16 protein-coding genes and 2 tRNA genes are annotated in these 17855 nt (G+C 49.2%); 10 read left to right on the top strand and 8 right to left on the bottom strand.

What is annotated here, in order from left to right:
- The 6 genes from tssA (at position 1) to ykfM (ending at position 8260) form a co-directional block, all read left to right on the top strand.
- Positions 1–1413, top strand: a complete 1413-nt coding sequence (tssA, locus tag ACJHYD_RS22935; protein ID WP_001240537.1) for a type VI secretion system protein TssA — start codon at positions 1–3, stop codon at positions 1411–1413.
- Between the two features lie 108 nt (positions 1414–1521).
- Positions 1522–4956 carry a type VI secretion system membrane subunit TssM gene (tssM, locus tag ACJHYD_RS22930; protein ID WP_122989438.1) on the top strand — a complete coding sequence of 1145 codons (3435 nt, stop codon included), beginning with the start codon at positions 1522–1524 and terminating at the stop codon, positions 4954–4956.
- 10 nt (positions 4957–4966) lie between these two features.
- Entirely contained in the window at positions 4967–6319 is a 1353-nt protein-coding gene (locus ACJHYD_RS22925; RefSeq protein WP_001563736.1) for a VasL domain-containing protein, read from the top strand.
- A 23-nt stretch (positions 6320–6342) separates the two neighbouring features.
- Positions 6343–6825: an Hcp family type VI secretion system effector gene (locus tag ACJHYD_RS22920; RefSeq protein WP_000002621.1), complete on the top strand. Its 483-nt coding sequence runs from the start codon at positions 6343–6345 to the stop codon at positions 6823–6825.
- A 43-nt stretch (positions 6826–6868) separates the two neighbouring features.
- Entirely contained in the window at positions 6869–7783 is a 915-nt protein-coding gene (locus ACJHYD_RS22915; protein WP_000908071.1) for a hypothetical protein, read from the top strand.
- Positions 7784–7792: 9 nt separating this feature from the next.
- A complete protein-coding gene (gene ykfM, locus ACJHYD_RS22910) occupies positions 7793–8260 on the top strand; it encodes a protein YkfM (protein ID WP_001236629.1) in 468 nt (155 codons plus the stop codon).
- A gap of 148 nt (positions 8261–8408) precedes the next feature.
- Here ykfM and ACJHYD_RS22905 read toward each other — a convergent pair whose 3' ends face one another.
- The 3 genes from ACJHYD_RS22905 to dnaQ all read right to left on the bottom strand — a co-directional run bounded on the left by ACJHYD_RS22905 (position 8409) and on the right by dnaQ (position 10464).
- Positions 8409–9194, bottom strand: coding sequence for a hypothetical protein (locus ACJHYD_RS22905; RefSeq protein ID WP_001086163.1), 786 nt, complete (start codon positions 9192–9194; stop codon positions 8409–8411).
- A gap of 329 nt (positions 9195–9523) precedes the next feature.
- Positions 9524–9600, bottom strand: a tRNA-Asp gene (locus ACJHYD_RS22900).
- 132 nt (positions 9601–9732) lie between these two features.
- Positions 9733–10464 carry a DNA polymerase III subunit epsilon gene (gene dnaQ / locus ACJHYD_RS22895; protein WP_001308374.1) on the bottom strand — a complete coding sequence of 244 codons (732 nt, stop codon included), beginning with the start codon at positions 10462–10464 and terminating at the stop codon, positions 9733–9735.
- A 64-nt stretch (positions 10465–10528) separates the two neighbouring features.
- Between dnaQ and rnhA the strand changes: the two genes are divergently transcribed.
- Positions 10529–10996, top strand: coding sequence for a ribonuclease HI (rnhA, locus tag ACJHYD_RS22890; protein WP_000917883.1), 468 nt, complete (start codon positions 10529–10531; stop codon positions 10994–10996).
- Here the strand turns inward: rnhA and ACJHYD_RS22885 are convergent.
- Positions 10993–11715, bottom strand: a complete 723-nt coding sequence (locus ACJHYD_RS22885; RefSeq protein ID WP_001308373.1) for a class I SAM-dependent methyltransferase — start codon at positions 11713–11715, stop codon at positions 10993–10995. The two genes, rnhA and ACJHYD_RS22885, sit on opposite strands and share 4 nt — an antisense overlap.
- A 33-nt stretch (positions 11716–11748) precedes the next feature.
- Here ACJHYD_RS22885 and gloB point away from each other — a divergent pair, with 33 nt between their 5' ends.
- Positions 11749–12504, top strand: a complete 756-nt coding sequence (gloB, locus tag ACJHYD_RS22880; protein ID WP_001052732.1) for a hydroxyacylglutathione hydrolase — start codon at positions 11749–11751, stop codon at positions 12502–12504.
- A 71-nt stretch (positions 12505–12575) separates the two neighbouring features.
- Complete coding sequence (mltD, locus tag ACJHYD_RS22875; RefSeq protein WP_000644685.1) at positions 12576–13934, top strand: murein transglycosylase D; 1359 nt, start codon at positions 12576–12578, stop codon at positions 13932–13934.
- Between the two features lie 46 nt (positions 13935–13980).
- On the opposite strand, the gene ACJHYD_RS22870 is transcribed toward mltD, so the two are convergent.
- On the bottom strand, positions 13981–14751 hold the full coding sequence (locus tag ACJHYD_RS22870) for a class I SAM-dependent methyltransferase (RefSeq protein WP_001550637.1): 771 nt from the start codon (positions 14749–14751) through the stop codon (positions 13981–13983).
- A 77-nt stretch (positions 14752–14828) separates the two neighbouring features.
- Entirely contained in the window at positions 14829–15629 is an 801-nt protein-coding gene (locus ACJHYD_RS22865; protein WP_001230983.1) for an endonuclease/exonuclease/phosphatase family protein, read from the bottom strand.
- 240 nt (positions 15630–15869) lie between these two features.
- Here ACJHYD_RS22865 and yafC point away from each other — a divergent pair, with 240 nt between their 5' ends.
- Entirely contained in the window at positions 15870–16784 is a 915-nt protein-coding gene (yafC, locus tag ACJHYD_RS22860) for a DNA-binding transcriptional regulator YafC (RefSeq protein WP_000648583.1), read from the top strand.
- Here the strand turns inward: yafC and dkgB are convergent.
- Both dkgB and ACJHYD_RS22850 read right to left on the bottom strand, forming a co-directional pair.
- On the bottom strand, positions 16781–17584 hold the full coding sequence (gene dkgB, locus ACJHYD_RS22855) for a 2,5-didehydrogluconate reductase DkgB (RefSeq protein WP_000997053.1): 804 nt from the start codon (positions 17582–17584) through the stop codon (positions 16781–16783). The genes yafC and dkgB overlap by 4 nt on opposite strands.
- Positions 17585–17745: 161 nt before the next feature.
- Positions 17746–17822 (bottom strand) — tRNA-Asp (locus ACJHYD_RS22850).
- Positions 17823–17855: the final 33 nt, after the last annotated feature.

The following is a 17855-nucleotide window of genomic DNA, read 5'->3' as shown; positions in this document are numbered from 1 at the left end:
ATGGCAATGGACTTACGCGATCCGAATGTCTGGATAACGCACCTGCTGGAAAACCTGCCGGAAGAAAAACTGGCATCGGCGCTGAAAGATGACAACCCGGACTGGGAGTATATCGACGGCGAAATCGTCAAACTGGGATCTCTGGCCCACAGTCAACTGGATATCCCGGAACTCCAGCGCCGGGGGCTGGTCATTCTGGCTTCGGAGAGTAAGGACTTTCGTCTGCTGGCGCATCTGCTGAGAACCCTGCAACACGCCGGTGATCCTCATCTCGCATTGCGCCTGCTGGCGCTGTATGTGGAGCATTACTGGTCGGTGGCTGCGCCGCAGAATATGGCACATAAAAAACGCTTTGCCAGCCAGGTCATTAAACGCTTCGAAACAGGTATTGAAGGCTTTTCACAGAACGCCGCCACAGCGCAGCGCGACGCGCTGTCAGGGGAACTGGCGAAACTGGCGCAGTGCTGGCAGTCACATAACGCCCCGGAACTGGCACTGGCTACCGATGATCTTTTTGCCCTGTACCAGCGTGCGTTTAATCGTGCGGCACCGGCTCCTGCCCCCACTCCAGCGGCCTCCGATAGTTCACGACAGACCACCGCCACGTCTGAAAGCGGCGTGACGCAACCCAGTGCTCCGGCTCCCCAAATCGCCATCGACAGTCACGACGACAAAGCCTGGCGCGACACGCTGTTAAAAGTGGCGGCTATTTTATGTGAACGCCAGCCGGACTCGCCGCAGGGCTATCGCCTGCGCCGCCATGCCCTGTGGCAATCCATCACCAGTACACCCCAGGCGGAAAGCGATGGACGTACCCCATTGGCTGCGGTCTCTGCCGATATGGTGGCGGATTACCAGTCCCGGCTTGCCAGCGCGGATATGGCGCTGTGGCAGCAGGTTGAGAAAAGCGTATTGCTGGCTCCTTACTGGCTGGACGGTCACTGTCTTTCTGCACAGACGGCACTGCGTCTGGGTTACAAACAGGTGGCAGACACCATCCGCGATGAGGTCATCCGCTTCCTTGAGCGTCTGCCCCAGCTTACCGGGCTGCTGTTTAATGACCGCACACCGTTTCTCAGTGAGCAGACGAAACAATGGCTGGCAGCTTCGCCCGACGGCAAAGTTGCACCGGTTGCGCAAATCGGTGAGGAATCGCAGGCAGCCAGAGCCTGTTTTGCTGGGCAGGGTCTGGAGGCGGCGCTGCGATATCTGGACATGCTACCCGAAGGCGATCCCCGCGATCAGTTTCACCGCCAGTACCTTGCCGCACAGTTGACGGAGGAGGCGGGGCTGATACAGCTTGCGCAGCAACAGTACCGGATGTTGTTGATGATAGGGAGTCAGATGATGGTGTCTGACTGGGAGCCATCATTACTTACGCAGCTTGAACAAAAATTCACGGCAGAACAATAAAAGAGAACAGGAGTTTTTGTGTTCAGATTACCAACACCCCGACTACTCAGCGGACTCAAATCAGCCCTACGCCCGGCGATGCCCCGGTTTAAAGTCTCCGCTTTCTGGCTGCTGATACTGGCGTGGATTTTTCTGCTGGTATGGATCTGGTGGAAAGGCCCGACGTGGACGCTGTATGAAGAACAGTGGCTCAAACCACTGGCGAACCGCTGGCTGGCAACGGCGGCATGGGGGATTATCGCCCTAGTGTGGCTTACCGTCCGGGTGATGAAGCGCCTGCAACAGCTTGAAAAAATGCAAAAGCAGCAGCGCGAGGAGGCCATTGATCCGCTCAGTGTGGAGCTGAACGCCCAGCAGCGTTACCTTGACCGCTGGCTGCTGCGCCTGCAACGCCATCTCGACAACCGCCGTTTCCTGTGGCAGTTGCCGTGGTATATGGTCATCGGCCCGGCGGGCAGTGGCAAAACGACACTGCTGCGCGAGGGTTTTCCGTCCGACATTATTTATGCCCCGGAGGGCGCACGCGGCGCAGAACAACGCCTGTATCTCACGCCCCATGTCGGTAAACAGGCGGTGATCTTTGATATCGACGGCACACTCTGCGCTCCCGCTGATGCGGATATCCTGCATCGCCGTCTGTGGGAACATGCCCTCGGCTGGCTGAAAGAAAAGCGCGCGCGCCAGTCGCTGAACGGGATTATTCTGACACTCGATTTACCCGATCTGCTTACCGCAGACAAACGCCGCCGCGAACATCTGTTACAGACGCTGCGCAGCCGCTTGCAGGATATACGCCAGCATCTTCACTGCCAGTTACCGGTTTACGTGGTACTCACCCGGCTTGATTTATTGCAGGGTTTTGCCGCCCTGTTCCAGTCACTGAACAGACAGGATCGCGATGCAATTCTAGGGGTCACGTTCACCCGCCGCGCCCATGAAAATGATGACTGGCGAACAGAGTTGAATGCTTTCTGGCAGACATGGGTGGATCGAATGAACCTAGCGTTGCCGGATCTGATGGTCGCTCAGACTCACACCCGCGCGTCTTTATTTAGTTTTTCCCGCCAGATGCAGGGAAGCCGTGAACCACTGGTGTCACTGCTTGAGGGTCTGCTTGACGGCGAAAATATGAACGTGATGCTGCGTGGCGTCTATCTCACCTCTTCGCTTCAGCGCGGACAGATGGATGATATTTTCACCCAGTCTGCCGCCCGCCAATACCGGCTGGGCAATAACCCACTGGCGTCCTGGCCTCTGGTGGACACCGCACCCTATTTCACCCGTAGCCTGTTCCCGCAGGCGTTACTCGCAGAGCCTAATCTGGCAACGGAGAGCCGCGCCTGGCTGATGCGTTCCCGTCGCCGCCTGACGGTTTTCTCTGCCACTGGCGGCGTGGCGGCACTGCTGCTCATCACCGGCTGGCATCACTATTACAATGGTAACTATCAGTCCGGCATCACCGTGCTTAAGCAGGCCAAAGCCTTTATGGATGTGCCGCCTCCGCAGGGGGAAGATGACTATGGCAACCTGCAACTGCCGCTGCTGAACCCGGTACGCGATGCCACTCTGGCCTACGGTGACTGGGGCGACCGCAGCCGCCTTGCGGAGATGGGATTATATCAGGGGCGACGCATCGGGCCTTATGTGGAACGGACCTACCTGCAACTGCTGGAGCAACGCTATCTTCCGTCGCTGTTTAACGGGCTGGTCAAAGAGATGAACGCCGCGCCACCGGAGAGTGAGGAAAAACTCGCCGTGCTGCGCGTGATGCGAATGCTGGAGGATAAGAGCGGACGTAACAATGAGGTGGTGAAGCAGTATATGGCAAAACGCTGGAGCGAAAAGTTCCACGGCCAGCGCGATATCCAGGCGCAACTGATGTCCCATCTTGACTACGCGCTGGCTCACACAGACTGGCATGCAGAGCGTCAGGCGGGCGACGGTGACGCTATCAGCCGCTGGACGCCGTATGACAAGCCCGTTGTGTCAGCACAGAAAGAACTAAGCAAACTACCTGTCTACCAGCGAGTTTACCAGAGCCTGAAAACGCGGGCGCTGGGCGTTCTTCCTGCCGACCTCAATCTGCGTGACCAGGTAGGGCCAACCTTTGACCAGGTGTTTACATCTGCCGATGACAATAAACTGGTTGTTCCACAGTTTCTTACCCGTTACGGCCTGCAAAGCTATTTTGTAAAACAGCGCGATGAACTGGTTGAACTGACGGCGATGGATTCCTGGGTACTCAACCTCACCCGCAGCGTGAAATACAGTGACGCCGACCGGGCGGAAATCCAGCGCCAGTTGACCGAGCAGTATATCAGCGACTACACCGCCACCTGGCGGGCTGGGATGGACAATCTGAATATCCGCAATTTTGAGTCCATCGGACAACTGACCGGGGCGCTGGAGCAGGTTATCAGCGGTGACCAGCCTTTGCAGCGGGCGCTGACCGTGCTGCGTGACAACACACAACCAGGCGCCTTTTCTGAAAAGCTATCTGCTAAAGAACGGGATGAGGCCCTGGCTGAACCAGACTACCAGTTACTCACCCGCCTTGGGCATGAGTTCGCCCCGGAAAACAGTACCCTGACAGTCCAGAAAGATAAAGAAAGCACGATGCAGGCCGTGTACCTGCAGCTCACCGAGTTACACCGCTACCTGCTGGCGATCCAGAACGCGCCTGTACCTGGGAAATCGGCACTGAAAGCCGTGCAGTTACGGCTTGATCAGAACAGCAGCGATCCCATATTCGCCACCCGCCAGATGTCAAAAACACTGCCTGCTCCGCTCAACCGCTGGGCAGGCAGGCTGGCTGACCAGGCCTGGCATGTGGTGATGGTGGAAGCCGTTCACTATATGGAAGTGGACTGGCGCGACAGCGTGGTGAAACCGTTTAACGAGCAACTGGCAAATAACTATCCGTTTAATCCACATTCTGCACAGGATGCCTCACTGGATGCCTTCGAACGATTCTTTAAACCAGATGGCATACTGGATACCTTCTACCAGCAGAACCTAAAGCTGTTTATCGACAATGACCTGAGTCTGGAGGATGGCGATAACAACGTCATTATTCGCGAAGATATTATTGCGCAACTGGAAACCGCGCAGAAAATCCGTGACATATTCTTCAGCAAACAGAACGGTCTGGGAACATCCTTTGCCGTGGAAACGGTATCGCTTTCCGGCAACAAACGCCGCAGCGTACTGAACCTTGACGGTCAGTTAGTCGATTACAGCCAGGGCCGTAACTATACCGCCCATCTGGTCTGGCCTAACAATATGCGCGAAGGCAACGAAAGCAAACTGACGCTGGTTGGTGCCCGCGGCGGCGCACCGCGCAGTATCAGCTTCAGCGGGCCGTGGGCTCAGTTCCGCCTGTTCGGGGCCGGACAGCTGACCGGAGTACAGGATGGCAACTTTACCGTGCGCTTTAGTGTGGACGGTGGCGCAATGACCTACCGCGTGCATACCGACACGGAAGATAACCCGTTCAGCGGTGGGTTATTCAGCCAGTTTGGCCTGTCAGACACACTGTACTGAGGAGGCAGGGATGAATAGTAACGGACTGACACAAACTATCGTTACCGGCAGTGACCCGCGCGGGCTGCCGGAATTCAGCGCCATCCGCGAGGAAATAAACAAAGCCAGCCATCCGTCACAGCCTGAGCTGAACTGGAAACTGGTGGAGTCGCTGGCGCTGGCGATTTTTAAAGCCAACGGTGTGGATTTACACACCGCCACCTACTATACGCTTGCCCGGACACGGACACAGGGACTGGCGGGATTCTGCGAAGGTGCGGAACTGCTGGCGGCAATGGTAAGCCACGACTGGGATAAATTCTGGCCGCAGGGCGGTCCGGCGCGTACTGAAATGCTGGACTGGTTTAACTCCCGAACCGGCAATATTCTGCGTCAGCAAATCTCCTTTGCGGAACCCGATCTGCCGCTGATCTACCGCACAGAGCGGGCATTGCAGCTTATCTGCGACAAGCTTCAGCAGGTGGAGCTGAAGCGCGTTCCGCGCGTGGAGAATCTGCTCTATTTTATGCAGAACACGCGTAAGCGGCTTGAACCCCAGCCGAAGAGTAACGTTGAAAACGCCGTACAGACCACGGTTAGAACACTGATTTATGCCCCGGAAACAACGGCTTCCTCCACGCCAGAAGCGGTAGTGCCTCCCCTGCCCGACCTGCCTGAGATGAAAGTAGAAGTGCGCAGTCTGTCAGAGAATCCCCCACAGGCCAGTGTGATGAAGCAAGGCAGTACGGTAAGAGGGTTTATCACGGGGATCGCCTGTTCAGTGGCTGTCGCCTCAGCATTGTGGTGGTGGCAGGTCTATCCGGTGCAACAGCAACTGTTACAGGTTAACGACACCGCGCAGGGCGCAGCAACGGTGTGGATGGCCTCACCTGAACTAGAAAACTATGAGCGCAGGCTGCAACAGCTTCTTGGCGTCTCCCCGGTACAACCGCTGGAAACCGGGATGCAGATGATGCGTGTTGCCGACAGTCGCTGGCCGGAAAGCCTGCAGCAGCAGCAGGCCTCGACACATTGGAATGAAGCACTCAAAACCCGCGCACAGAGTAGCCCGCAGTTGCGTGGCTGGTTGCAGACCCGTCAGGACTTACATGCTTTTGCAGATCTCGTGATGCGGCGCGAGAAAGAGGGACTAACCCTTTCCTATATCAAAAATGTCATCTGGCAGGCGGAGCGGGGACTGGGGCAGGAAACACCCGTTGAGTCTCTGTTGACGCAGTACCAGGATACCCGTGCGCAGAAGCAGAATATAGATGCGCTGGAAAAACAAATTAATGAGCGACTCGAAGGCGTGTTAATCCGCTGGCTGCTGCTGAAGAATAACGTCATGCCAGAGGCGGCAACCGGGACCACGGCCGAAAAATAATTATTTAATTAAAGGAGATTATCATGGCAAATATGAGTTATTTATCTTTGAGTGGAGAGACACAAGGGCTGATTTCAGCAGGTTGCTCAACGCTTGATTCTGTCGGAAACAAAGCACAGCCAGAACATAAAGATCAGATCATGGTTTATGCGTTAATGCATTCCATCTCAAGAAGTCAAAATGTCAATCATCATGAATTAATTATCACCAAACCGGTTGATAAATCCTCACCATTGCTGGCAAAAGCACTTAGTGACAATGAAAAAATGGTAACATGTGAATTTATACTCTACCGAACCAGTAAAGCGGGTATTTACCAGCCTTATTATAAAATAAACCTGTCAAAAGCCCGAATATCAAGTATTGATTTTGTCACACCGCATGCTGTCCTGGAAAAAGAACTGGAGCCACAGGAGAGAATTGCCTTTATTTATGAAGATATTTCCTGGGAGCATACGTTAGCCGGTACGAATGCAATGAGTAAATGGCAGGATCGTGTACAGTAATTTACTGTAATAACATAATAAATTACTATTGCGGAGAGATATAATGGCTGGTTTAAGGAATAATAACAACACACAGAATGCACAGTGGGCTGATTATGTGGGTGACATTCTTCGGGGGGCTCAACCGATAAACCAGCTAGTACCTCAGCACCCTTATCTTAACGACGTCCCACTCATTGATGAATTAAGGCGTCAGAACACTCATCATGTTATTCTCTTGACACTTGATGTTGCAAAAAAAATACTCAGCTCAATAACATCATTTGATTACATTCATTTTATCACTACACATCCTTCAGGTATAAAAGATACACTCGCTTGGTTAGTTAACGCGGGTAAATTAATGACTGAGTTTGATGGAAATGGGAAAATTATATTTAACTTTAATACCTTAAAGTATACAAAAGCAAGTTACTTTGAAATACTTGGAGAGAAATATATAAAAATTACAACATCCAGCCCCTGGCTTTTAGAAAAGCTCGGTAAATATATTTTCTCTTCACGAGCGCCTCAAGTTCTGGAACTCGCTATTGGCTGGCGAGGAGCTTTATCTGAATCAATAAAAGGAGTTAAGTTCTGTATCTGGTTTTCAGTAGCCTGGAGAACCATAGAATTTATTATGAGTTCAGAGCGAGATCTGGTTAATTTTCTTGGTGATTTTTCAATGGATGTGGCCAAAGCAGTGATTGCAGGCGGTGTTGCAACTGCTATTGGAAGCCTGGCTTCTTTTGCCTGTCTTAGTTTTGGCCTTCCAGTAATTCTTGTAGGAGGAGCAATTTTACTTACAGGGATAGTGTGTACAGTTGTTTTAAATGAAATCGATGCTCAATACCATTTATCAGAAAAATTAAAAGATGCAATTAGAGATGGACTAAAACGGCAACAGGAACTTGATAAATGGAAAAGGGAAAACATGACTCCATTTATGTATGTTCTTAACACTCCCCCCGTGATATGAGGATTAACTATGCGTTTACATGTTAAATTGAAAGAGTTTTTTTCGATGTTTTTTATAGCCATATTATTTTTCCCTGCATTCAATGCTTCTTTATTTTTTACCGGAATTAAACCTCTATATTCAATAATAAAAGGCTCCACGGAAATATTTTATGATTGGAGAATGTTGATTCTATGCTTCGGTTTCATATCGTTTTCCTTGTTAAATATTCATGTAATTTTACTAACAATAATAAAATCATTCTTAATAAAAAAAACAAAGGTAATCAATTTCGCCACAGACATAACAATACAGCTAACTCTTATATTTTTACTAATAGCTATCGTAATAGCACCTTTAATAGCTCCTTTTGTCACAGGATATGTCAATGCTAATTATCACCCCTGCGGTAATAACACGGGGATTTTCCCAGGAGCAATCTATATTAAAAATGGCATAAAATGTAATAATGAACATATTTCTCGCAAGGAAGATTAAGCAGTTAAATAATTAAATATTCTAAAACAAACAGTTTTTAACGCCGGATTCCATGTCCTTTCTTGCACTGTCTTTGTCAGGAACAATTTCTTATGCAAAGAATTTTGTATTATTGCCGCCAGAAATTCCTGGCGGCAGATATAATTTATTATTGATAGCGGTTAACCAAATCTTTTACCATCGCTTTATAGGTCTTTTGCTTAAGTTGTATGATTTGCTGCTCTGTCATATCAGTCGTACTGGCTTCATTCTTGCCGGGAAATGGTGGAAGCACTTTATATTCATAATTCACCGGCGACCAGGCAGCCCACTCACCTGTAGCTACATCCACCAGCGTGAATCGCACCAGATAGCGCAGTGAGATTGTGTTAGTCAGTTTTTCATTTTTATAATCGGACCATACTGTTGATTTCAGTGCAGTGTCATATTTTCCTGTCTGCAACGTATCCTGGTAAACAATAATCGCTTTCTGATGGCCTTTTGCCGCCACAAAACGTAATGCCTGCATCCAGTTCATATTTTCAGCACTGGCAACATCCTCGTTCTCATTTTTATCTTTGTTTTTGTTACAAGTCAGAGGCTTTTGTCTGTCCGGGATACCAGAGAATGTGGAAACAGTATAATATTTTCGCATCTCCTCCTGCATAATGGTTTCCGGTGCGCGGTTGCCGGATTGAACAAGTATTACAGGTGAATTAAGGGGAACGCGGAACTCATCTCCATCAAGCGCAGCTTGAATATCCTCCTCGGATACGGCTAGTGTGGTTTCATTACCAAATAAGTCTTTGTCTGTTAGTTGCTGCGGAGCGTTTTTATTAAAATTACTTTGTGTGGTTTGAGCTTTTTTCTTCTTTTCATCAATAAGAGATTCAGAGACACATCCTGCAAGCAGCGAGAATAATACATATATACAACAAACCTTTTTTGAATTCAAAATCGGACACTCCCTCGTCTGTCATAATCATGGTAATGTTTAGCTAACGATTTTTAATTATATACTCCACTTGAATCAGAACAAACAAAAATAATATTAAATATTAATTCATTAAATCAATAGAATAATAAAAATTATAACATGGAAATATATTTAAATTGAATGATTCGCTGGTATTATTAAATATTAATGAATGGTCAATCATATATAATTACCACATTTACAGCATAACAAAATAATTGAACGAAGAAATTGTGGGGTTTAAATACAAAAAAAACCGCAAAATTAAAAATTTTGCGGTTCTCTGAACTCATTTTCATGAGTGAATTTGGCGGAACGGACGGGACTCGAACCCGCGACCCCCTGCGTGACAGGCAGGTATTCTAACCGACTGAACTACCGCTCCGCGTTGTGTTCCGTTGGGAACGAGGCGAATATTACGGATTGCCTCACCCTTCGTCAACGGTTTTTCTCATCTTTTGAATCGTTTGCTGCAAAAATCGCCCAAGTCGCTATTTTTAGCGCCTTTTACAGGTATTTATGCCCGCCAGAGGCAGCTTCCGCCCTTTTTCTGCACCAGATCGAGACGGGCTTCATGTGCCGCAAGCTCTTCATCTGTCGCAAAAACAACGCGTAACTTACTTGCCTGACGCACAATGCGCTGAATTGTTGTTTCACCTTGTTGCTGTTGTGTCTCTCCTTCCATCGCAAAAGCCATCGACGTTTGACCACCAGTCATCGCCAGATAAACTTCCGCAAGGATCTGGGCATCGAGTAATGCCCCGTGCAACGTTCGTTTACTGTTATCTATTTCGTAGCGGGCACATAACGCATCGAGGCTGTTGCGCTTACCGGGAAACATTTTCCTCGCCACCGCAAGGCTATCGGTGACCTTACAGAAGGTATTGGTCTTCGGAATATCGCGCTTAAGCAACGAAAACTCGTAGTCCATAAAGCCGATATCGAACGCTGCGTTATGGATCACCAACTCCGCGCCGCGAATATAGTCCATGAACTCATCGGCTACTTCGGCAAACGTGGGCTTATCGAGCAAAAATTCATCGGCAATACCATGTACGCCAAAGGCTTCCGGATCCACCAGCCGATCGGGTTTGAGATAAACATGGAAGTTATTGCCCGTCAGGCGACGGTTCACCACTTCAACGGCACCAATCTCAATGATCTTGTGGCCTTCATAGTGCGCGCCAATCTGGTTCATACCGGTGGTTTCGGTATCGAGAACGATCTGGCGTGTAATTGCAGTGCTCATAGCGGTCATTTATGTCAGACTTATCGTTTTACAGTTCGATTCAATTACAGGAAGTCTACCAGAGATGCTTAAACAGGTAGAAATTTTCACCGATGGTTCGTGTCTGGGTAATCCAGGACCTGGGGGTTACGGCGCTATTTTACGCTATCGCGGACGCGAGAAAACCTTTAGCGCAGGCTACACCCGCACCACCAACAACCGTATGGAGTTGATGGCCGCTATTGTCGCGCTGGAGGCGTTAAAAGAACATTGCGAAGTCATTTTGAGTACCGACAGCCAGTATGTCCGCCAGGGTATCACCCAGTGGATCCATAACTGGAAAAAACGTGGCTGGAAAACCGCAGACAAAAAACCAGTAAAAAATGTCGATCTCTGGCAACGTCTTGATGCTGCGCTGGGGCAGCATCAAATCAAATGGGAATGGGTTAAAGGCCATGCCGGTCATCCAGAAAACGAACGTTGCGATGAACTGGCTCGTGCCGCAGCGATGAATCCCACACTGGAAGATACGGGCTATCAAGTCGAAGTTTAAGCCTGTGGTTTACGACATTGCCGGGTGGCTCCAACCGCCTGGCGAATTCGTGGCTTGTTTTTACTCTGTTTCATCGGATTTAGCGTTAAAGGAATAGTCCGTTTCCGGGCGACAATAAGTTGTAAGCAACCAAGCGCAGGAATATGCGCATTCAATAGTTTTCCACCGTGTTTGTTCCACGGGAGAACGTGGAAACGGCTGGCGTGTAGCACTTCAAAATTCAACAAAGAGAGCCAGTCCAGCTGCCGCATCAGAGTAAACATCCGGCTATTATAGGGCGAGGTTTTGCGCAATACCGGCACAAGTTTTCGTAATCCCATTAAACTGATGGGATTGAAGCCACTAATCACCAGCCAGCCATCATCAATCAATACCCGATCGGCTTCACGCAATAAACGATGCGGATCGGTGCACCACGGCAATGTATGTGCCAGTAGACAAACATCAACGGATTTATCGGCAAAAGGAAGATGAAGTGGGTCCGCCTGCACCTGGACGGGCAGTCCTTGCGCAGAAACATTCACTTGATGAGAAACCGCGCACGCTTCGCAATTGATTTCTGCGCTTAAATTGCCAATCTTAAGCAGATGAAAACCATACATTTTAGTGAACCACGGGTTGAGCTGGCGCTCCAGCGCCTTGCGATAAAGCTCTCCCCAGGGCAAATCGCCCCAGCAATCAGGAGCCACGACAGTTTGAGGGACTCTTGCCGGTTTCATCACAACCTTCCGTTTCACACTGAGAGGTAATCTATGAATCTTAACAGTATTCCCGCCTTTGATGACAATTACATCTGGGTTTTGAATGATGAAGCAGGTCGCTGCCTGATTGTCGATCCCGGAGACGCAGAGCCAGTATTAAACGCCATTGCCGCCAATAACTGGCAACCGGAGGCCATATTTCTCACCCACCATCACCACGATCACGTTGGCGGCGTAAAAGAACTGGTGAAAAAGTTTCCGCAAATTGTGGTGTATGGTCCACAAGAGACACAAGATAAGGGAACAACACAGGTAGTCAAAGATGGCGAAACTGCCTTCGTTTTGGGGCATGAATTTAGTGTAATTGCCACACCGGGTCACACTTTAGGACACATCTGTTACTTCAGTAAACCTTATCTATTTTGCGGCGACACGCTGTTTTCTGGTGGGTGTGGTCGGTTGTTTGAAGGGACACCATCACAAATGTATCAATCACTTAAAAAGTTAAGTGCGTTACCTGACGATACATTGGTATGTTGTGCTCATGAATATACCTTATCAAATATGAAGTTTGCTTTGAGTATTCTTCCGCACGATTTGTCCATAAATGATTATTATCGTAAAGTTAAGGAGTTACGGGCAAAAAATCAAATAACACTACCCGTAATTCTGAAAAATGAGCGGCAAATTAATGTTTTTTTAAGAACAGAAGATATTGATTTAATTAATGTAATTAATGAAGAAACATTATTGCAACAACCTGAAGAACGTTTTGCATGGTTAAGGTCAAAGAAAGATAGGTTCTGATAAAACTTTCTTGTCATCGGCTCCGTTCGCCGTTATGATCGGTCGTCTTTTAAGCAACTATTGACACACACATGAAGGCAAAAGCGATATTACTCGCCTCTGTCCTGCTCGTGGGTTGCCAGAGTACCGGCAACGTTCAACAGCACGCACAGAGCCTTTCTGCAGCTGGTCAAGGGGAAGCAGCAAAGTTTACAAGTCAGGCACGATGGATGGACGATGGGACGTCTATCGCGCCAGATGGTGACTTGTGGGCTTTCATTGGCGACGAGCTAAAGATGGGAATTCCGGAAAATGACCGGATTCGCGAACAGAAACAGAAATATTTACGCAATAAGAGCTATCTCCACGATGTAACTTTACGGGCAGAGCCGTATATGTACTGGATAGCCGGGCAAGTTAAAAAACGTAACATGCCTATGGAACTGGTACTACTACCCATAGTGGAGAGCGCTTTTGATCCTCACGCAACGTCTGGCGCCAATGCAGCAGGCATCTGGCAGATCATTCCGAGCACGGGGCGCAATTATGGTTTGAAACAGACCCGCAATTATGACGCGCGTCGCGATGTTGTTGCTTCAACAACTGCCGCGCTGAACATGATGCAGCGTCTGAACAAGATGTTTGACGGCGACTGGCTTCTGACCGTAGCGGCTTATAACAGCGGCGAAGGTCGAGTCATGAAGGCAATTAAAACGAACAAAGCGCGTGGGAAATCCACGGACTTCTGGTCGTTACCGTTGCCGCAGGAAACGAAGCAGTACGTGCCTAAAATGCTGGCATTGAGTGATATTCTCAAAAACAGCAAGCGTTATGGCGTACGTCTGCCAACGACCGATGAAAGCCGTGCTCTGGCGCGTGTGCACCTGAGCAGCCCAGTTGAAATGGCGAAGGTTGCAGATATGGCGGGGATTTCCGTCAGCAAGCTTAAGACATTCAACGCTGGCGTGAAAGGCTCCACGCTGGGCGCAAGTGGTCCGCAGTACGTGATGGTGCCAAAGAAGCATGCAGATCAACTGCGTGAATCTCTGGCTTCGGGCGAAATTGCTGCTGTACAGTCGACGCTGGTTGCCGACAATACGCCGCTTAACAGCCGTGTTTACACCGTACGCTCTGGCGACACGCTTTCAAGTATCGCTTCACGTCTCGGCGTTAGCACCAAAGATTTGCAGCAGTGGAACAAACTGCGCGGATCTAAGCTGAAGCCAGGCCAAAGCTTGACGATTGGCGCAGGTAGTAGCGCACAGCGGTTGGCAAACAACAGCGATAGCATTACATATCGTGTGCGCAAAGGCGATTCGCTTTCAAGCATTGCTAAACGCCACGGCGTGAACATCAAAGATGTGATGCGCTGGAACAGCGATACTGCGAATCTGCAACCAGGCGATAAGCTGACGTTGTTTGTGAAAAACAACAACATGCCAGATTCCTGACAAATCAGATAATGAAAGGCACCGATTCCCCCGGTGCCTTTTTTATTTATGCTGCTTTATGTGCTTCTACAATGATGATATCACTGGTGAAAGAGCCATCATTCTGCAAGGCAAAATACGTTTTCACCTCTGTCGATGCGCTCTGTTGGTAAATGCGAATAGCGTCTACTAACGCTTCTGGCGTACGCATTCTCGCGACCCATGAAGAAAATTCCAGCGGTAACTTATCTGTAATTAAATTATCAACTATCAGATTGGCTTCATTGATTAACGTCAACCACTCACCGCTGGCGTAGTTTCGTACGTGAGAGGTATCGCGTAATGCTTCTACCGTCTGTAACCAGACGTCGCGCACTGGGTGCCCCGGAGACATTACGTCCATCACAATCAGCCTACCGCCAGGTTTCAATATCCTATTCACTTCTCGCAGTGCTGCACCAACATCATGCCAGTGATGGGCAGAATAACGGCTGATAACAATATCAAATGCGTTATCGGCAAATGGCAGACTTTCGACATAACCCTGGCGGGTGGTGATATTTTTCAGTTGCCGGGCTTCGGCAGCTTGTGCCACGACATCCAGCATTTGGGCAGATAAGTCATACGCCACCACCGCGCTCACGTTCTGCGCAGCGACAAAGCTGGCATGCCCTGCTCCGCAGCCCATATCAAGTACACTTGCATCAGGATAATCAGCCAGACGCACCGCCAGGCGCTGTAAATCCCGTCCGGATGCATGTACGGTACTAGTCAGATATTCGCTAGCTTGAGAGCTAAACTGCTTTTCTACGTGGTCATGGTGGGATTGTGATGTCATTGCGCTGTCCTTTTGTTGTTTGAGTATAAAAGGGCAGCGCCAAACGTTGGTCTGCCCTGTGGCAGACCTGACATACCTTATTTATCAGGCTTGCCGGGACTGAATTCAACGAGTAGCGGATTGTGATCGGAAGCGCGCGTAACCAGTACAGAAGCTTCGCTGACGTTCAGACCACGGTAAAAAACAAAATCGAGCGGGCGACCAAACGCCCGACGGCGCTGATCGTCGGTAAAACGCACCTGGCGCAGCGACATTTCCCGCGCAAAGCGATATAACGCGTTCATCCTTCTACGGCTCCAGGCATTGAAATCTCCCGCCATAATGACCGGGCCGCTGTGATGAGCTATCTGATCGCCAATAGGAAGTAACTGCTTACTATAAACATCCACGCCCAGACTGAAGTTGACGGCGTGTATATTAACCACCATCAACAGGCGGGTGTCAGGTAATGGATAGACCGTCACCAGTGCCGACTTCGCCAGACGCAAAATGGGTTCTCGTTCACGTAACGGGCAGCAATACACTGGATGTGCCGCCGAAAGGGTCATTACGCCAGAAGGATGTTGTGGCAGCACGAAAGCGGGTACCTGATCGGCGGCAAGATAGTTAGCGGTCGCAAACTGTACTAACTCTGGCGTTGTCTGCGCTTCCTGCAATAACACCAGATGTGCATCTTTGCCGTAGTTCTTTAATACCGACAACCATTCAGCGCGTTGCTGTTTGTATATGTTCCACACCAGGATCCGAATACGCTCTTCGGTACTTAACGGTTCTCCGGGTGGTAATGCCTGGCCGATGCTCGCAAAAGACCCCGGCGGTAAGATCCTTTCCGCAGGTTGTCCGGCAACATAGCGCATGGCATAGGTGTTTTTTCGCACTTTTGACTTTGAAACCTCTATTACGTCAACCCTTCCGCACTCGGGAGGGTTCTACTGTTATAGGGATTTTAGCTCACTCTTTCAACGAGCAATTGTATATTGTTATGTAAGCAAGTGCTTACACCGGTCAGAAATTTGCTCATTATTGAGAACATTAAATCGGATGACATATCACGCATCCTGATGGTTTAATGACAAATAAATTCAAAATATCTCATCTATTTTGCAACAGGAGCAAAAATGAAAGCCACGTCGGAAGAACTCGCCATTTTTGTTTCGGTCGTCGAAAGCGGCAGCTTTAGCCGGGCAGCGGAACAATTAGGGCAAGCAAACTCAGCGGTAAGCCGGGCGGTGAAGAAGCTGGAGATGAAACTTGGCGTTAGCCTGCTTAATCGGACCACGCGGCAACTTAGCCTGACGGAAGAAGGCGAGCGTTATTTTCGTCGCGTACAGTCAATTTTGCAGGAGATGGCAGCGGCAGAATCAGAAATTATGGAGACGCGTAATACACCGCGTGGACTGTTGCGCATCGATGCCGCAACTCCAGTAGTGCTGCACTTTCTGATGCCGTTGATTAAGCCTTTCCGTGAACGCTATCCGGAAGTCACTTTATCACTAGTCTCCTCCGAAACGATTATTAATTTGATCGAAAGAAAAGTGGATGTCGCGATACGCGCCGGTACGTTAACGGATTCCAGCTTACGTGCCAGGCCGTTATTTAACAGTTATCGAAAAATTATAGCCTCCCCCGATTATATTTCCCGCTATGGGAAGCCAGAAACGATCGACGATTTAAAGCAACATGTTTGCCTGGGATTCACTGAACCCGCTTCCCTCAATACCTGGCCGATAGCCTGTAGCGATGGACAATTACATGAGGTGAAGTACGGTTTGTCATCCAATAGTGGGGAAACACTGAAACAGCTTTGCCTGAGTGGCAACGGGATTGCGTGTTTGTCCGACTACATGATCGACAGAGAAATCGCTCGCGGAGAATTGGTGGAGCTAATGGCAGATAAAGTGTTGCCAGTGGAAATGCCATTCAGTGCAGTCTATTACAGCGACCGTGCGGTAAGTACGCGCATCCGGGCTTTTATCGATTTCCTTAGCGAGCATGTAAAAACAGCTCCCGGAGGAGCTGTCAGAGAGGCTTAATCCCATTCAGGAGCCAGACCTTCCGGGCTAACCAGGCGGTCGTTGCAATCCAGTGCGGCGATCGCTTTTTTATCTTCGGCATCAAGCTGTAAATTTTGTGCCTTAAGATTACTTTCCAGGTTTTTACGTTTAGTAGAAGAAGGAATTACTGAGTAACCTTCCCCCATAGCCCACGCCAGAATCACTTGTGCCGGAGTCGCATTGTGTTTAGCTGCGATACGAGCAATAACCTCATCTTTCAGGGCCTTACCATACGCCAGCGTCATATAGGAAGTAATATGGATGCCGTGCTGTTTAGCCCAGGCAACCACTTTACGGTTTTGCAGATAAGGAGAGAGTTCAATCTGGTTAGTAGCGATGTTTTCAGCACCAACAGCAGCAATCGCTTTTTCCATCAATGGGATCGTGAAGTTGGAAATACCGATCTCACGCGTCAGCCCTTGTTTTTTGGCTTCCAGCAGCGCCTGCATAAACTCTTCAACAGAGACTTCATCGTTTGGTGACGGCCAGTGGATTAGCGTCAGATCAACATAATCAGTACGCAATTTTTGCAGGCTCTCTTGCAGACTCGGGATCAATTTGTCTTTGCTGAGATTTTCAATCCAGATTTTAGTGGTGATGTAGAGTTCATGACGTGGCACGCCACTTTCTGCAATCGCCTGACCTACGGCAGCTTCGTTATCATAGATTTGTGCGGTATCAATTGCGCGATAACCAAGTTCAAGCGCCGTTTTCACAGATGAAATAACAACGTCGTCTTTGAGACGGAAAGTACCTAAACCAAATGCAGGGATAGCCATAATATGCCTCTTTTAATGCTATTTTCGTTAACTGAGGTGATTATGGGCTTCAGACTGTTGCGGAAAAAGAGCGTAAAATGCAGAGGATTTTTGCGATTCTGGCAATAATAGATATACAGACGAAAAAAACCTCGAGCGTTAACTCGAGGCTTCTTAATAAGTGGCGGAACGGACGGGACTCGAACCCGCGACCCCCTGCGTGACAGGCAGGTATTCTAACCGACTGAACTACCGCTCCACCGAATTCTTTTACAACCACCGGTTTTATGAC

Origin of the sequence: Escherichia sp. WS1368 (assembly GCF_046487485.1) — a bacterium.
In the GTDB taxonomy this organism is placed as follows: domain Bacteria; phylum Pseudomonadota; class Gammaproteobacteria; order Enterobacterales; family Enterobacteriaceae; genus Escherichia; species Escherichia coli.
This window is presented reverse-complemented; position numbering and strand designations above follow the sequence as displayed.

What these genes read in the sequence shown, in the direction of transcription:
- tssA (WP_001240537.1), top strand. Translation starts at nt 1, where the DNA reads ATGGCAATGGACTTACGCGATCCGAATGTCTGGATAACGCACCTGCTG.
- ACJHYD_RS22925 (WP_001563736.1), top strand. Translation starts at nt 4,967, where the DNA reads ATGAATAGTAACGGACTGACACAAACTATCGTTACCGGCAGTGACCCG.
- ACJHYD_RS22920 (WP_000002621.1), top strand. Translation starts at nt 6,343, where the DNA reads ATGGCAAATATGAGTTATTTATCTTTGAGTGGAGAGACACAAGGGCTG.
- ACJHYD_RS22915 (WP_000908071.1), top strand. Translation starts at nt 6,869, where the DNA reads ATGGCTGGTTTAAGGAATAATAACAACACACAGAATGCACAGTGGGCT.
- ykfM (WP_001236629.1), top strand. Translation starts at nt 7,793, where the DNA reads ATGCGTTTACATGTTAAATTGAAAGAGTTTTTTTCGATGTTTTTTATA.
- dnaQ (WP_001308374.1), bottom strand. Translation starts at nt 10,464, where the DNA reads ATGAGCACTGCAATTACACGCCAGATCGTTCTCGATACCGAAACCACC.
- rnhA (WP_000917883.1), top strand. Translation starts at nt 10,529, where the DNA reads ATGCTTAAACAGGTAGAAATTTTCACCGATGGTTCGTGTCTGGGTAAT.
- ACJHYD_RS22885 (WP_001308373.1), bottom strand. Translation starts at nt 11,715, where the DNA reads ATGAAACCGGCAAGAGTCCCTCAAACTGTCGTGGCTCCTGATTGCTGG.
- gloB (WP_001052732.1), top strand. Translation starts at nt 11,749, where the DNA reads ATGAATCTTAACAGTATTCCCGCCTTTGATGACAATTACATCTGGGTT.
- mltD (WP_000644685.1), top strand. Translation starts at nt 12,576, where the DNA reads ATGAAGGCAAAAGCGATATTACTCGCCTCTGTCCTGCTCGTGGGTTGC.
- ACJHYD_RS22870 (WP_001550637.1), bottom strand. Translation starts at nt 14,751, where the DNA reads ATGACATCACAATCCCACCATGACCACGTAGAAAAGCAGTTTAGCTCT.
- yafC (WP_000648583.1), top strand. Translation starts at nt 15,870, where the DNA reads ATGAAAGCCACGTCGGAAGAACTCGCCATTTTTGTTTCGGTCGTCGAA.
- dkgB (WP_000997053.1), bottom strand. Translation starts at nt 17,584, where the DNA reads ATGGCTATCCCTGCATTTGGTTTAGGTACTTTCCGTCTCAAAGACGAC.